Origin of the sequence: Bradyrhizobium sp. NBAIM03 (genome assembly GCF_020194055.1) — a bacterium.
In the GTDB taxonomy this organism is placed as follows: Bacteria; Pseudomonadota; Alphaproteobacteria; order Rhizobiales; family Xanthobacteraceae; genus Bradyrhizobium; species Bradyrhizobium yuanmingense.
Window position 1 is genome coordinate 162,530 of sequence record NZ_JADYVS010000011.1, and the last position, 16,362, is coordinate 178,891.

The 16,362-nt window shown below is 64.2% G+C and carries 10 protein-coding genes; 1 reads left to right on the top strand and 9 read right to left on the bottom strand.

Annotation, left to right across the window (positions count from 1 at the left end; genetic code table 11):
* Nucleotides 1-17: 17 nt before the first annotated feature.
* Nucleotides 18-1,421, bottom strand: a complete 1,404-nt coding sequence (locus tag I6F21_RS18850) for an efflux RND transporter periplasmic adaptor subunit (RefSeq protein ID WP_035999538.1) — start codon at nt 1,419-1,421, stop codon at nt 18-20.
* Nucleotides 1,411-2,895: an efflux transporter outer membrane subunit gene (locus I6F21_RS18855; RefSeq protein WP_225140792.1), complete on the bottom strand. Its 1,485-nt coding sequence runs from the start codon at nt 2,893-2,895 to the stop codon at nt 1,411-1,413. The genes I6F21_RS18850 and I6F21_RS18855 overlap by 11 nt, the downstream gene beginning before the upstream one ends.
* A 639-nt stretch (nt 2,896-3,534) precedes the next feature.
* Between I6F21_RS18855 and I6F21_RS18860 the strand changes: the two genes are divergently transcribed.
* A complete protein-coding gene (locus I6F21_RS18860; RefSeq protein ID WP_035999544.1) occupies nt 3,535-4,569 on the top strand; it encodes a cysteine synthase A in 1,035 nt (344 codons plus the stop codon).
* A gap of 61 nt (nt 4,570-4,630) precedes the next feature.
* On the opposite strand, the gene I6F21_RS18865 is transcribed toward I6F21_RS18860, so the two are convergent.
* From I6F21_RS18865 to I6F21_RS18895, 7 genes are all read right to left on the bottom strand, one after another.
* Complete coding sequence (locus I6F21_RS18865) at nt 4,631-6,868, bottom strand: tetratricopeptide repeat protein (protein WP_225140790.1); 2,238 nt, start codon at nt 6,866-6,868, stop codon at nt 4,631-4,633.
* Nucleotides 6,869-6,986: 118 nt separating this feature from the next.
* The gene (locus tag I6F21_RS18870; RefSeq protein WP_225140788.1) at nt 6,987-9,257 is read right to left on the bottom strand and encodes a tetratricopeptide repeat protein; all 2,271 of its coding nucleotides are present in this window, start codon (nt 9,255-9,257) and stop codon (nt 6,987-6,989) included.
* A gap of 112 nt (nt 9,258-9,369) precedes the next feature.
* Nucleotides 9,370-11,601, bottom strand: coding sequence for a tetratricopeptide repeat protein (locus I6F21_RS18875; protein WP_225140777.1), 2,232 nt, complete (start codon nt 11,599-11,601; stop codon nt 9,370-9,372).
* A gap of 93 nt (nt 11,602-11,694) precedes the next feature.
* Complete coding sequence (locus I6F21_RS18880) at nt 11,695-12,432, bottom strand: amino acid ABC transporter ATP-binding protein (protein ID WP_035999552.1); 738 nt, start codon at nt 12,430-12,432, stop codon at nt 11,695-11,697.
* Between the two features lie 11 nt (nt 12,433-12,443).
* A complete protein-coding gene (locus I6F21_RS18885; protein ID WP_225140774.1) occupies nt 12,444-13,964 on the bottom strand; it encodes an amino acid ABC transporter permease in 1,521 nt (506 codons plus the stop codon).
* Nucleotides 13,961-15,166, bottom strand: a complete 1,206-nt coding sequence (locus I6F21_RS18890; protein WP_036027974.1) for an ABC transporter permease subunit — start codon at nt 15,164-15,166, stop codon at nt 13,961-13,963. The genes I6F21_RS18885 and I6F21_RS18890 overlap by 4 nt, the downstream gene beginning before the upstream one ends.
* Nucleotides 15,167-15,191: 25 nt before the next feature.
* Complete coding sequence (locus I6F21_RS18895) at nt 15,192-16,208, bottom strand: amino acid ABC transporter substrate-binding protein (RefSeq protein ID WP_035999559.1); 1,017 nt, start codon at nt 16,206-16,208, stop codon at nt 15,192-15,194.
* Between the last annotated feature and the right edge of the window lie 154 nt (nt 16,209-16,362).

Genomic DNA, 16,362 nt, shown 5'->3' on the forward strand with positions numbered 1-16,362 from the left:
AGCGGCTGTTGTCGGGATCATGGCTGCTTGGCTCCACTTTCCGATGCCCCCGGCCCCGGCGCCGGTCCCGTCTGCCCCTTCTGGTCGCCTTCACTGCTCTTGCGCTTGGCGCGCAACTCGCCGTCCTTGGCTTGGCCGTCCTTCTGCCCGTCCTTCTGGCCTTCGTTAGCACCATCCTTCTTCTGAGCGTCCGGTGCGCGCGAGCGCTTGCGCGGGGCAAGATCGGCCGACGGAGTCTGGTCATCGCGGCCGACGATCACCTTGGACCCGTCGGACAGATTTGCGAAGCCCGTGGTGACCACCCTCTCGCTCGCCGACAGGCCGCTCGCGATCACGGCGTCATGCTCGTTCTGCTGGGTCACCGTCACGGGCTTGGCCGAGACGATGTTGTCCGCGCCGATGACGTAGCTGAAAGTGCCGATCGGGCCGCGCTGCACCGCCGAGGTCGGCACCACCAGCGCCTGCGTCAAGGTCTCGACCTTGAGGCGGACATTGACGAACTGGCCCGGCCAGAGCTGGTAATTGGCATTGGGGAATTCGGCCTTGAGCTTAAGCGTGCCGGTGGTCTGGTCGACCTGGTTGTCGATGCCGGTGAGCTTGCCAGTATCGATCACCGTGATGCCGTCATTGCCGAACACGTCGACCGCGAGCGGCCCCTTCGCTGCCGCCGCGTTGACGCGCATGATCTGCTGTTGCGGCAGGCTGAACCACACCGCGATCGGCTGCAATTGCGTGATCACCACGAGGCCCGTGGTGTCGGAGGCATGGATGATGTTGCCCTGGTCGACCAGGCGCAGGCCAACGCGACCCGAGATCGGCGCCACGATCTTGGTGTAGCTCAGCGTCGCCGCCGCGTTGTCGATCGCAGCCTGGTCGGCCTTGACCAGCGCCTCGGTCTGCGCGACCAACGCACGCTGGGTGTCGGCCTGCTGCTTGGAGCCGGCGTTGGAGGCCGCGAGCTGCTCGTAGCGCGCGAGGTCGATGCGTTGGTTGGCGAGCTGGGCCTGATCCTGCGCCTTCTTGGCAACCGCCTGGTCGTACTGAGCCTGATAGATCGCCGGATCGATTTCGCCGAGCACGTCGCCCTTCTTGACGTCCTGGCCTTCCGTGAAGTTGACCGCGATCAGCTTGCCGTCGACCTGCGAGCGCACGGTTACGGTGTTGAGCGCGCGGATCGCGCCGACGCCGTCGAGATAAACCGGCACGTCCTGGATGCGCGGGCTCGCCGCCAGCACCGGCACCGGTAGATCGGGGCGCTGATTGCGGTTGTTCGCCTGCTGCTGCTGCATTGCAATCCAGCCGACGTAACCAAGGCCGCCAAGGATCGCGAGCGTGATCAGGGTCATGACGAAGCTGCGGCCGCGCGATCGCTTCGCTGTCCCCTCTCGCGCGCCTTGCTTGGTGTCCGGCTTAAAGAGCATTGACCGGTTTCTCCATTCGCGGCTCCCAGCCTCCGCCGAGCGCCTGGTACAGGCTGACGATGGCCAGAAGCCGTGCGAGTTGGGCCTGCCACAACGCGTCTTCCGCCTGGAACAGGGTCAATTGGGTGTTGAGCACTGTGACGATGTCGGCGGTGCCGGCACGCAATTGCTGCTCGGAAAGATCGAAGGCGCGACGCGAGGCGGCGACGACGTCGCGCTGCAATTGCAGCCTGATCGTGGTCTGCTTGATCGAGAACAGGGCGTTGTCGACGTCGGCAAAGGCCTGGACGATGGTCTTGCGATAGGTTTGCAGCAGCTCGTCCTGCCGCGCCTTGGCCAACTCGAAATTGCCGAGGATCCTGCCGCCGTCGAAGATCGGCTGTGTCGCGCTGCCGACGAGCTGGAAGAAGGCCGCATGCGGCTGGAAAAGCGAGACCAGCGCCGAGCTCTGGTAGCCGCCATTGCCGGTGAGCTGGATGGTCGGAAAGAACTGTGCGCGGGCATTGCCGATGTTGGCGGTGGCCGAGGCGAGCTGCGCCTCCTGTCGGCGGATGTCCGGCCGCTGCGTCAGGAGCTCCGAAGGCAGGCCGGGCGTCACGCGCGGGATCGCGATCCGGTCCAGAGAGCCGCCGTGCACGCGCACGCTCTCCGGCGGTCGCGACACCAGCACGGCGAGCGCGTTGACGTTCTGGTCCAGCGTCTGGCGCAACGGCGGCACCAGCGCCTTCTGGTTCGCCAGCACGCTCTCCTGCTGGGCGACGTCGAGATCGGTGCCGGTGCCGGCCCTGCGGCGCTCCCTGACCGCATCGAGGATGCGCTGCGCGCTCGCGATGTTGCGCTGTGAGGTCCTGATGCGGTCCTGCGAGGCCAGCACCTGGAAATAGGCGTTGGCGACGGCGGCGAGCGTGGTCAGCGCGACCGTGTCGCGATCGAAACGGTTGGCGTTCGCCGTCTCCTCTGCCGATTGCAGCGCGTCGCGGTTCTGGCCCCAGAAATCGAGCTGATAGCTCGCGCTCAGCGAGGCCGAATAATTGACGACCTCGCGCCCGCCGATGGACAGCCCCGAAGCGCTCGAGCCGGATGTGCGTGAATAGGATTCCGATCCGGCTGTCGAGACACTCGGCAGCAGCGCCGCGCCGGCCTGTCGCGCCTGCGCGTCAGCCTGGACAATGCGCGCCACGGCTGCGGCAATGTCGAGATTGACGGTCTGCGCCTCCTCCATCAGTTGCGTCAGCTCCGCGGAGCGGAAGCCGCGCCACCAATCGAGCGACGGCGGCGCATCGCCCTTGCCGGCATATTTGTAGTGCGCGGGAACGTCGAGCGCGGGATCGGGAAGATCCTGGGTCAGCACGCAAGCCCCCGAAGCCGCGGCGAGGCACAGCACCGCAGTCCATCGCGCCGCGCGCAGCGTTCGGAGTGCAGAACCGCGAGACCGCCGCGAGGCGACCACTGGAACTTGCTGTGTCACATCCACCCCCCGCCGGGCAGATCAAGCCGCCGCAACGCTGCCGGATTAACCGATTCGCGGCGGGATGGTCGGGAGGCTTTGGACGACGCGCTCACAGTAATGATGCTTTCTGCGGAACTTGAGCTTCATACTAGCCGGGCGCGGAACGGCGGGACAGTGCCGCAATTGCGAGATGCCCGTGCCAACGAGGCGGGAGCGAACTGACAAGAATGCGAAAAGCGCCTGTCTCGCAGAGACTTTCTTCATTGCGAAACATTGGGAAACGTAAGCAAGCTTACCAAGATTTCATGTGATATCGCGGCCACACCCGTTGCTGCAGGGTTCGCTTCGCCTCTCCCGCTGCGGCGGCTGAGGTTCTTACCACCGAGGGACAACCGCATTTCTAGATAATCCCCCGCGAACAGGACACGCGCCCTGTCGCGACCCGTTTCGCCCGTGGCAAGAATTGATCGCAACAACGTTGATCGGGAGCGCAATTGTTTCGTGCACGGGCCGGGGTCGGGCCATTTCCTACTGCAGGCATATCACTGTTTCCGCGGGCGTTTCGGTCGGGTTCGCCGCAGCGCAAAAGCCTTCCCCTTTGGCCTCCCAAGCACTAGGTTCGGGCCAAAGCCGATCAACCCCTTGGTAGTGATTTTCCCCGACATGACCATTCGCAACGACGTTGTCGAAGCCATCGGCAACACCCCCCTGATCAAGCTCAAGCAGGCTTCGGAATTGACCGGCTGCACCATCCTGGGCAAGGCCGAGTTCATGAATCCCGGTCAGTCGGTGAAGGACCGCGCCGGGAAATGGATGATCCTGGAGGCCGAGAAGCGCGGCGAGCTGAAGCCCGGCGGGCTGGTGGTGGAAGCGACCGCCGGCAATACCGGTATCGGTCTTGCCGTGGTTGCGAGCGCGCGCGGCTACCGCACCCTGATCGTGATCCCGGAGACGCAGAGCCAGGAGAAGAAGGATTTCCTGAAGCTTTGCGGTGCCGAGCTGATCGAGGTGCCGGCCCTTCCCTACGCCAACCCCAACAACTACCAGCATGTTGGCCGGCGGCTCGCCGACGAGCTGCGCAAGACCGAGCCCAATGGCGTGCTGTTCGCCGACCAATGGAACAACCTGGACAACGCCAAGGCGCATTACGAATCCACGGGGCCTGAGATCTGGGAGCAGACCGGCGGCAAGGTCGACGGCTTCGTCTGCTCGGTCGGCAGCGGCGGCACGCTCGCCGGCGTCAGCCGCTATTTGAAGGAGAAGAACAAGAACATCCGCATCGCCTGCGCCGATCCGCACGGTGCCGGCATGTACGAATATTTCAGGACCGGCGATCCCAAGGCGACGCCGGGCGGCTCGATCACGGAGGGCATCGGCCTCAACCGCGCCACCGCGATCGTCGAGACTGCCAAGGTCGACGATGCCTATCTCATTCCCGACACCGACGCCGTCAGTGCGATCTACGAACTGCTCCAGCATGAAGGTCTGTGCCTCGGCGGCTCGACGGGCATCAATGTCGTCGGCGCGATGCGGCTTGCGAAGCAGCTCGGGCCCGGCAAGACGATCGTCACCGTGCTGTGCGATTCCGGCAGCCGCTATCTGTCGAAGCTGTTCAATGCCGACTTCATGCGCGCCAAGAACCTGCCGGTGCCGGAATGGCTGGAGAAGCGCAGCAACATCAAGCCGCCCTTCGTCTGATCGTCACGCGCATCCTCGGGCCGAAGGCGCAGATCCACAAAATCTGCGCGGTTCGGCCGGCTTAAGCGACCTCCCCGCTTTCCGAGGCCGCGGCACAATAGTCGCGCCAGAACTTGCGGTAACCCTCCTCGACCCTGCGCGTGTAGGTTTCGACATTACCCGCGGCCGAAGCCGCGATCCGGGCCGGCAATTCCGCGCGCAGCTTTGCCAGATGCGCGGGCTGGGCAGCGAATTTGCACGCGATGGTGGCGTAGCCCTCGTCGTCCTCGGCCACCCAGTCGTCAAGACCGACGGCGGCCACGATGGAGCCGCCGGCGCGCGAGGATGCGCCGTGGCCGAGCTTGGCGACGACCGGAACGCCCGCATAGAGGGATTCCCAGGTGCTGACGCCGCCGTTCTGCGGAAACGGATCGAGCGAAATATCGACCAGCGCGAAGGCTCGCAGATGATCGGCGCGCTCGGACGAGCCGAGGCAGGTGATCCTCTCCTCGGCAATCCCGTGGGCGACAAAGCGCGCGAGAAGGCCGTCGCGCACCAGGGGATCGTCGAGCAGCGTATGCTTGATGATGATCTTCGATCCGGCCACCTCCCGCATCACGTTCGACCACACGCGAATGGCCTCGTCCGAGATCTTGTTGACGCGGTTGAACACGCCGAAGGTGACGTAGCCGTTGCGAAGCATGGGAAGCTCCGAAGGCGGCACATCCAGGATAGGATCGATCGTGATCAGACACGGCAGGTCATAGACCTTTTCGGCCAGCAGATGCCGCGCCGATTGCGGAATGAAGACAGGGTCCGCGAGCACGTAGTCCATCGTCCGAAGGCCGGTACCGGTCGCGTGCCCGAAGCCCGTGACCTGTATGGGAGCCGGCTTGCGGGCGAAGATCTGAAGCCTGTTGCCCGACGAGTGCCCGGACACGTCGATCAGGATGTCGACCTTGTCGGCCTCGATACGATCGGCCAGTTCGTCGTCGAACATCTGCCAGGCATCGACCCAGCCGTCGGCCGCCGACTTGAATTCGGCTGTGATCGCATCTTGAGTCGGCGAACACGAATAGCAGACGACCTCGAAGCTGGCGTGATCGTGATGGCGCAGCACCGGCAGCAAGCCGAACGCCGCCGAATGATACCAGAATTCGGCGGAAACATAGCCGATCACGATCCGCCTGTCGGGATCGAGCTGCCGGGGGGCGAGCTTCCTCTGCGGCACGCGGGCACCGATCGCTTCGCCCCAGGACCTTCGCGTCGCCTGCTGGATCGTGAAATCGGCGTCGGGGAGAAAGTCAAGATAGTAGATCTTCCGCGCCATCAAGTCTGGATCCGGAGAGATCGCCAGCGCGGCGTCGAGATGTTCGATTGCGGACGCGATTTCTCCCTGATTTGCAAAACAGGAGCTCAGCAACGCCAATGCGATCGTGGAACGTGGATTCTGCTCGAGCAAGGTCGTGCAGGCCAGGATCGCCTGTGCGGTGTTGCCCAGGCTGAGCGAGACCTCCGCCTTTCCCCGCAAGGCCATTTCGAACCGGGGCGAAAGTGCAAGGGCCGCATCGAAGTCCGCGGCCGCCTGTTCCAGCCGCGACAGCGCCGAGTTGAGGCGTCCGCGCTGCGCCAGGATCTTCGCCGAATCGGGCTTGATCGCGAACGCCGCTGCGAGTGCAGCTTCCGCCTCATCGTAACGCTTGAGTTCGATGCTGACCACGCCCTTGCCGATGAGCGCTTCGACGTGGCGCGGCTGAAACAACAACGCGCGATCAAAGCTCTCCCTGGCGCGGTCAAACCGGAACAGCGCCAGCTGCGCCACGCCACGATTGCAAAGCGCGTCGGCGTAGTCGGGCTTCAGCTTGATGGCGCGATCGTAGACCTCGATGGCCTGTTCGGGCAGGTTCATCTGCAGCAGGGTGTTGCCGAGACCGGCCAGGGCCGGCGTAAAATTCGGCATCAGCGCGATCGCTTTCTCCTGACAGGCGCGCGCCGCTTCCAATTTCTGAAGCACGAAGTAGACGGCCGCGAGATTGCTCTGAGCCTCGTGCGAACGCGGATCGATCGCAATCGCGCGCTCGAGCAGCTGTTGCGCCTCGTCGAGGCGCCCGCCCTGCTGCACGCTGAGGCCGAGCACGTGCGTGGCGTCGAAATGATCCGGAACGGCTTGCAGGATCTGGCGGCAGAGCGCCTCGCTCTCCGCATATCTGCCTTGACCATAGGCGCTCGCCGCGGCGGAGATGACGGCGTCGGCCTGCTTCTTCAATTTCTTCTGCAACCGCGCATTCTGGAATGCGCGCGCGCCGACGCTGCTCTGCAAGGTGTCTCTCCGGAAGATGGCCCAAGGCCGAGTCTAACTGATTCGCGCACCGGCCCGGCCGGGCTGCGGGAGCAGAAATCCGTCCGGGATATCCCGGGGTTCGCCAGCAGGATGCGGCTCAGGAGCCGCCAGGTGCGTCCGCCCCGCTGCCCGCAGCGTCGTCGCGTTCAGCGGCAGCGGCACAATAGTCGCGCCAGAACTTTCGGTATCCCGCCTCGAGCTCACGCGTGTAGATCTCGACATTGCCGGCGGGCGAGGCTGCGATCTGGGCCGGCAAGCCCGCGCGCAACTTTGCCAGATATTCGGGCTGCGAGGCGAACTTGCGGGCGATCTCGACATAACCGTCGTCATCCTCCGCGACCCAGTCGCCGAGGCCGACGGCCGCCACGATGGAGGCGCCAGCACGCGAGGAGGCTCCAATGCCGAGCTTGGCCACGACCGGAACGCCCTTGTAGAGGGATTCCCAGGTGCTGATGCCGCCGTTCTGCGGGAACGTGTCGAGGGAAATATCGATCTTGTCGAAGGCCATCAGATGGTCGTCACGCGAGGTGGTGCCGAGGCAAGTGATGTCCTCCTCCGCAATACCCTGTGCGATGAAGCGTGCGACCAGGCTATCGCGCAGCAGGGCATCGTCGAGCAAACCATGCTTGAGGATGATCTTCGATCCCGGCACTTCCCGCATGATGCGCGACCACACGCGGATCGCATCATCCGAGATCTTGTAGATGCGGTTGAACACACCAAAGGTGACGTAGCCGTTGCGGAGCATCGGGAGCTCGGAGGGCTTTAGATTGGTGACCGGCTCCATCGTGATCAGGCACGGCAGATCGTGGATCTTCTCGGGAAACAGATGCCGGGCCGATGGCGGAATGAAAATGGGATCGGCGAGCACGTAATCCATGGTCGGCATGCCCGTACCCGTCGCGTGTCCGAAGCCGGTGGCCTGGATCGGAGCCGGCTTCCGCGCGAAGCATTGCAGCCTGTTGCCGGTCGTGTGGCCGGAAACGTCGATCAGAATGTCGACATTGTCGGCCTGAATACGATCGGCGAGCTCGTCGTCCGACATCTGCCAAGCGTCGACCCAGACATCCGCCAGCGCCTTGAACTTGGCGGTGTACTCGTCCGCCCCCGGCCAGGCGTAATAGCAGACGATCTTGAACTTGGCGTGATCATGATGGCGCAACACGGGCAGCAAGGTGAGTCCCGCCGAGTGTTGTCGGAATTCGGCCGCGACATATCCGACCACAATCTGCTTGTCCGGATCCAGCGGCCGCTTCGGCAGCGTCCTTTGCGGAATCCTTGAGCCGATTGCATCCCACCAGGACTTTCGCACCGCCTGCTGGACCGCGAAATCCGCCTCCGCAAGGTAGTCCAGCAAGAAGATCTTGCCTCTGATCGCGTCTCCATAGTCCGGTCGCAGCGCCAGCGCGCGATCGAGATATTCAATCGCGGATTCCATGTCTCCCTGGTTCGAATAAGCGAAGCCCAGAAGCGCCAACCCCATCTCCGAGCGAGGATTTCGCTCGATCAAGGTCGTTGCGGCCGCCATCGCCTGCGCGGTCCTTCCCATGACGAGGCAGACCTGCGCCTTGCCCCGAAGGGCCAGCTCGAGCTTGGGCGAAATCGCAAGCGCCGCATCGAAATCCGCCAGCGCCTCCTGCAGGTGCTGCAGCTCGTAACTGAGCCGTCCGCGCTGGGCCAGAATTCGTGGCGCGCCTGGCTTGATTGCGAGGGCCTGAGCGAACTTGGCTGCGGCCTCATCGTGGTGCCGCAGCTCCATGCTGACCATGCCGCTGCCGACGATGGCCTCGGCGTGACGCGGCTGAAACAGCAGGGCGCGATCGAAGCTCGCCTTGGCACGCATGATCTGCCCAAGCACGATCTCGACCATGCCGCGATTGCAGAGCGCATCGGCACAATCCGGTTTAATCTTGATGGCGCGCTCGTGCATCTCGAGCGCCTGTTCGTACAGCCCCATATGCATCAGCGTGTTGCCGAGATTGGTCAATGCGACGGCGAAACTCGGCTTCAGCGCGATCGCCCTCTCCTGGCAGCGCCGCGCCTCTTCGTAATTGCCGAGGTCGAAATGCACGGTCGCGAGGTTGTTATGGGCATCGTGCAGGCGCGGATCGAGCGCGATCACGCGCTCGAGCAGCTCCCTCGCCTCTTCCAGGCGCCGGCCGTCATGGGCGCACATGCCGAGCAGGTGCATGGCATCGACATGATCCGGAAGGGCTTTCAGGATCTCGCGGCACAGCGCCTCTGTCTCGGCAAATCGGCCCTGGCCATAGGCGTTCGCCGCAGCGGCAATGACGGCGTCGGCCTGCTTCATCAACTTCTTCTGCAATCGCGCATTCTGGAACGCGCGCGCGCCGCCGCTCTTCTGCAAGGTGTATCTCCGGAGGATGCCCTCAGCAGAGTCTAACTGATTCGCGAGCCTGGCCAGCCGGTCACCGGAGTCGCTCCGCCTCCGGGATTTCCCGGGGCCCAGCGCAATCGTCCTACGCCACCTCCGAGGCGGCGGCGCAATAATCGCGCCAGAACCGGCGATAGGCCGCTTCGACCTCGCGCGTGTAAAACTCGACGTCGCCGGCCGGCGAGGCTGCGATCCGAGCCGGCAGATCCGCCCGCAGCTTTGCCAGGTAGGCCGGCTGCGCCGCGTGTTTGCACGCGATCGCGGCATAGCCCGCGTCATCCTCGGCGACCCAGTCCTCCAGGCCGACGGCGGCAACGATGGAGCCGCCGGCGCGCGACGAAGCGCCGCTGCCGAGCTTGGCGACCACGGGAACGCCGGCATAGAGGGACTCCCAGGTGCTGATGCCGCCGTTCTGCGGGAAGGTGTCGAGGGACATGTCGACCATCGCAAAGGCCCGCAGATGCTCGGGGCGCGAGGTCGAGCCCATGCAGATGACATTCTCTTCGGCGACCCCTTCTGCCGCGAACCGCGCGACCAGTCGATCGCGCAGCAATGGATCGTCAAGCAGCCCGTTCTTGACGATGATCTTCGATCCCCTCACCGCATGCATGACGTTCGACCACACCCGGATGGCTTCGTCCGAAATCTTGAAGATGCGGTTGAACACCCCGAAAGTGACGTAGCCGTTGCGGAGCATGGGTGGCTCTGAAGGCGGAATGTCCAGGATCGGATCGATCGTGATCAGGCACGGCATGTCGTGCACCTTCTCGGCCAGGAGATGGCGCGCCGATTGCGGGATGAAGATCGGGTCCGCGAGCACGTAGTCCATCGTTTGAAGGCCTGTCCCCGTGGCGTGCCCGAAGCCTGTGACCTGGATCGGCGCCGGCTTGCGGGCAAAGACATGAAGCCTGCTGCCGGTCGTGTGCCCGGAGACATCGATCAGAATATCGATGCCATCGGCCTGGATGCGGTCGGCCAGCTCGTCATCGGACAATTGTGCGGCATCGACGAAGACATCCGCGAGAGGCGTGAAGCTCTCCGTCATCTCGTCCTGCACCGGCCAGCAGGAATAGCAGACGACCTTGAACTGGGCGTGATCATGATTGCGCAGCACCGGCAACAGAGAGTATGCCGCCGAGTGGTTCCTGAATTCGGATGCGACGTATCCGATCACGATCCGCCGGTCAGGATCGAGTGGCCGCGGCGCCAGCGTCCTTTGCTGCAGCTTCGCGCCGATCGCGTCCCACCAGTATTTCCGCGCGGCCTGCTGGGCGGCGAAATCGGCCTCCGGCAGGTAGTCCAGCACGAAGATCTTGTATCCGATCGCCTCCGGAAAATGCGGCGCGATCTCGAGCGCGGCGTCGAGGTGCGCGAGCGCGGTCGCGATGTCTCCCTGGTTCACATGGCACGCCGCCAAAAGCGCCAACCCCATCTCGGATTGCGGATTGACCTCGAGCAGCGTCTTGACGCCTGCCATCGCCCGCGCCGTGTTGCCCGCGAGAATGTCGATCTGCGCCCGCCAGCACAGCGCGAGCTCGAGCCGTGGCGATTGCGCCAGCGCCGCGTCGAGGTCCGCGGCCGCCTGCTCCAGCCGGGCTAAACTCAAATTGAGCCTTCCACGCTGCAACAGAATCCGCGGCGAACCCGGCTTGATCGCGAGCGCGGCGTCGAAGGCGGCACCCGCCTGCGCGAAGTGCCGGAGCTCGAGGCTGACCATCCCCCTGCCCGCGATCGCCTCGGCGTGAGATGGCTGAAATGTCAGGGCACGGTCGAAGCTCGCTTTGGCGCGCTCGAACTGGCCCGTCATCAATTCCGCCATGCCGCGGTTGCAAAACGCATCGGCATAATCCGGCTTCAGCCTGATCGCCCGCTCGTGCAGCCCGATCGCCTCGTTGCCGAGGCCGATGTGCAGCAACGTATTGCCGAGATTGGTCAGGGTGATCGGACAATTCGGCTTGAGCGCGATGGCCTTCTCCTGGCAGGCGCGGGCGCCAGCGAATTTCTCCAGCGCGAAATAGACGGCGCCGAGATTGCCGTGCGCATCGGGCGAACGCGGCTCGAGTGCAATCGCACGTTCGAGCAGGAATTCCGCCTCGTCGAGCCGCCCGCCGTCGAACGCGCGCAGGCCGAGCAGGTGCGTGGCATGAAAATGATCCGGCACCTCCTTCAAGATCTCGCGGCAGAGCATCTCGGCCTCATCAGGCCTGCCCTGCCCGAGTGCCTCGATCGCGAAGGCCATAACGGCGTCCGCCTGCTTCTTCAGCTTCTTTTCCAGTCGCGCATTCTGGTATGCGCGCACGCCGGCACTGCTCTGCAAGGTCTCTCTCCGGAGGATGGTCCGAAAAGAGGCAAGCCGATTCGGATGGTGCCAGGCTTGCGCTCAGACCGGCGAGGCCACAGGTCGCCGGGCTCAGCGCAGAATCTGGCTCAGGAACAGCTTGGTGCGGGCGTGCTGCGGGGCGGCGAAGAACTCGTTCGGAGTGTTGGCCTCGATGATCTGCCCGGCGTCCATGAACACGACGCGGTTGGCGACCTCGCGGGCAAAGCCCATCTCGTGAGTGACGACCAGCATGGTCATGCCTTCCTCGGCGAGGTCGACCATGGTGTCGAGCACCTCCTTGACCATTTCGGGGTCGAGCGCCGAGGTCGGCTCGTCGAACAGCATCACCTTCGGGTTCATGGTGAGGGCTCGCGCGATCGCGACACGCTGCTGCTGGCCGCCGGACATCTGACCCGGAAACTTGTTGGCCTGGTGCGGGATCTTGACGCGCTCGAGGAACTTCATCGCCGTCACCTCGGCGTCCTTCTTGGGGATGTTGCGGACCCAGATCGGCGCCAGCGTGCAATTGTCGAGCACGGTCAGATGCGGGAACAGGTTGAAGCTTTGGAACACCATGCCGACTTCACGGCGGACCGCGTCGACGTGCTTGAGGTTCGGCCCGAGCTCGATGCCGTCGACGACGATCTCGCCTTCCTGGAATTCCTCCAGCGCATTGATGCAGCGGATCAGCGTGGACTTGCCCGAGCCCGAGGGGCCGCAGATCACGATGCGTTCGCCCTTCTGCACCGCGAGATCGACGTCACGCAGGACGTGGAATTCGCCGTACCATTTGTTCAGGCCGGAAATCTTGACGATGGGCTCAGACATGGTGGCCTCGATCAGTTGCGGCGGTGGGCGTTGAGGCGGTGCTCGACGAACAAGGAATAGCGCGACATGCCAAAGCAGAACAGGAAGTAGATGATCCCGGCGAAGGCGAAGCCGGTGAACGCCGTCGACGGCGTCGACCATTTCGGATCCGCGAACGAGGCGCGCAGCGAGCCGAGCAGATCGAACAGCGCCACGATCGAGACCAGCGAGGTGTCCTTGAACAGCGAGATGAAGCTGTTGACGAGGTTCGGAATGACGTGCCGCAGCCCCTGCGGCAGCACGATCAGCGAGGTCGTCTTCCACCAGGACAGCCCGAGGGCGGCGGCCGCCTCGCTCTGCCCGCGCGGGATCGCCGCCAGCCCGCCGCGGACGTTCTCGGCCTGATAGGCGCCGGTGAACAGCGCGATGCCGATCAGCGCACGCACCAAGCCGTCGACGGTGAAATTGCCGGGAAGGAACAGCGGCAGCATGTAGGTTGCGAAGAACAGCACGGTGATCAGCGGCACGCCGCGCCAGAACTCGATGAAGGCGATCGAGAAGATCCGGATCAAGGGAATCGTCGAGCGGCGGCCGAGCGCGAGCGCGATGCCGATCGGCAGCGAGGTGACGATGCCGGTGACGGAGACCACCAGCGTCACCAGGAGGCCGCCCCACAGATTCGTCGTCACGATCGGCAATCCGCCGTGGTCGAGGTCCATCAGCCTGATGACGATGGCGATGCCAATGAAGGTGGCGATGCTCGAGGCCAGAGCCCGCCCGCCGGTGCGAACGCCACCGCCGAGAACGAAGGCGATCAGGCAGACGATCGCGCCCGTGACGGCGAAATCTGCCCAGACCGGCTGGCCCGTGCCCTGGATATAATCGCGCAGCCAGGTGAGCGGAAAGATCAGCCAATGGATCACCGTGCCGAGCAGCACGATGAGGCTCCCGAGCACCCACAGCAGCGGACCGACCGCGGAGGTCCTGCCCGATGTGATCAGCGCTTGTCCGGCACCGACGATGCTCTCGTCGAACAATTGCAGCAGGCCGGCCGTCCAGCTCAGCCCGAAGCCCTTGATGCCGCCGCCGTGCAGCAGGAAGAACGCCACCACCGGAAAGGCGACGAAGAACAAGCCGGCATTCAGGCTCTTGGCCGGCAGCCGCGGAATGAGCAGCGGCAACAGCAGGACGACTGCGAGCAACAGCGTCAAGTTCACCCGCCAACGCTCGGCCTCGGGATAGAAGCCGTAGATGAGTTGCGGGAGCTTCGCCTGGATGTAGGGCCAGCAGGCGCCGACCGCAAAGCCGGCGTTCTCGGCGAGGCACGCGGTGCGGTCCTTACCGCTCCAGACCGCATCGACCAACAGGAACTTGACGGAGGGAACGATGGTGAACCAGAGCAGCAAGGCGCCGACGATCGTCAGCAGGATGTTGGTCGGCGAGTTGAACAGGCGCGTGCGCATCAGGCCGATGAAGCCCGTGGTCTTCACCGGCGCGGGACGCTCGGCGAGCAGGTCCTGGCGGACGAAGCTGGACGAGATGACATCGCTCATGCGCCGAGGCTCCGGCTGACACGCCAACCGTAGACGCTCATGATCGCGCTGGTCAGGAGCGAGATCAGGAGATAGACGCCCATCGTCATGGCGATGATCTCGATCGCCTGCCCGGTCTGGCTCAGCGACGTGCCGGCAAACACCGACACCAGGTCAGGATAGCCGATCGCGACCGCCAGCGACGAGTTCTTGGTGAGATTGAGGTACTGGTTGGTTAGCGGCGGCACGATGACGCGCATGGCCTGCGGCACGACGATGAGGCGGAGCGTGGCGCCGCGGCTGAGGCCGAGCGAAGATCCCGCCTCCATCTGCCCCTTGTGAACGGACAGGATGCCAGCGCGCACGATCTCGGCGATGAAGGCGGCGGTATAGGTCGCCAGCGCCACCGTCAGCGCCACGAATTCCGGGATGATGCGTGAGCCGCCGGCGAAGTTGAACCCCCTCAGCTGCGGCAGCTCGAAGGTGAAAGGCAGACCGAAGACCAGCATCGTGGCCAGCGGAAGCCCGAACAGCAGGGCCAGCACGGAAGGCCAGATGCGGATCACCTGCCCGCGCTGAAACAGCGCTCGCCTTGCGTAGACGCGCAGCGCCAGTGAGGCGACGATGCCGAGCGCCAGCACCGCCAGGAACGGCGCGAGACCGCTCTGACCGATCGGGCTGGGAATGACGAGGCCTCGATTGCTGATGAAGGCAATGCCGAACAGGGAAATGCTCTGCCGCGGATTTGGCAGGGCCGCGAGCACCGCCAGGTACCAGAACAGGATCTGGAACAGCAGTGGCAGGTTGCGGATGACCTCGACATAGATCTCGCCGACCCGCGACAGCAGCCAATTGGGCGACAGCCGGCACAGCGCGACGATGAAGCCGATCACCGTGGCGAAGACAATGCCCACCACGGAGACCACGAGCGTATTCAACAGTCCGACCACGAACACGCGCAGGAACGTGTCCGAGCCGGTATAGGAGATCAGGGTCTGGTTGACGTCGAAGCCGGCATTGTTCCTGAGGAAGCCGAAGCCGGCGGCGATGTGCTGGTTCTCGAGATTGGCCCGCGCGTTGGAGACGATCTCGTAGCCGATCCAGCCCAGGATCGCCGCGAAGGCAAACTGGACGGCAACGCCGTTCCAGCCTGCCTTGCCGCCCAGAATGCGCCGGATCTTCAGCGCGATCTGGGGCGGCGGTTTTCGAGCCTCGGTGCTCATGCCGCTGCCGGCCGATCAGGGCTGATCAGCGGATCGGCGGCGCGTACTGAAGACCGCCCTTGTTCCAGAGATTGTTGACACCGCGATTGATGCCGAGCGGCGAACCGGCGCCGACGGTGCGATCGAACACCTCACCGTAATTGCCGACGGTCTTGACGATCCGCACCACCCAATCCTTGGTCAGGCCGAGCTGTTCGCCGAAATTGCCGTCGCTGCCGAGCACGCGCTTCAGCTCGGGATTTTCCAGCTTCGCCTTCTCGTCGATGTTCTTCGAGGTCACGCCGAGCTCTTCGGCGGTGAGCATCGCGAACAGCGTCCATTTAACGATGTCGAACCACTGGTCGTCGCCGTGCCGCACCATCGGGCCGAGCGGCTCCTTCGAGATGATCTCGGGCAGCACCATGTGGTCGTTGGGGCTGGCGAGCTTGAGGCGGTTGGCGTACAGGCCCGACTGGTCGGTGGTGAAGACGTCGCAGCGGCCGGCCTCATAGGCCTTGACGGTCTCGTCGTTGGTGGCGAACGCGATCACCTCGTACTTCATGTTGTTGGCCTTGAAGTAGTCGGCGAGATTCTGCTCAGTGGTGGTGCCGGTCTGCACGCAGACCGATGCACTGTTGAGCTCGAGCGCCGAATTCACCTTGAGCGACTTCTTCACCATGAAGCCCTGCCCGTCGTAATAGGTCACGCCGGTGAAATTGGCGCCGAGCGAGGTGTCGCGCGAGATGGTCCAGGTGGTGTTGCGCGAGAGCACGTCGACCTCGCCGGATTGCAGCGCGGTGAAGCGGTCCTTGGCCGACAGCGGCACGAACTTGACCTTGGTCGGATCGTTGAAGATGGCGCCGGCAATGGCGCGGCAGACGTCGACGTCGATGCCGGTCCAGTTGCCCTTGTCGTCGGGCGAGGAGAAGCCCGGCAGGCCCTGGCTGACGCCGCAGGACAGCATGCCCCGATCCTTGACGGTCTTGAGCGTTTGCGCATCGGCGGCTTGGGCGGTGAGGCCGGCGGCGAGAGCAAGGGAGAGAGCCAGGGTTACGCGTTTCATGGGCTTTGGGCCTTTCAAGGTCGTCTCAAGGTCAGGAATGTTGTCTTAGGATCGTCTCTGCCAAACCAGGTCCTTCAAGAATCCGGCCTTGCAAGAGTCATGCTGGAAAACCTTGCCGAACACTCGCCGATCTCGGGAGCCCATACCTTCATCC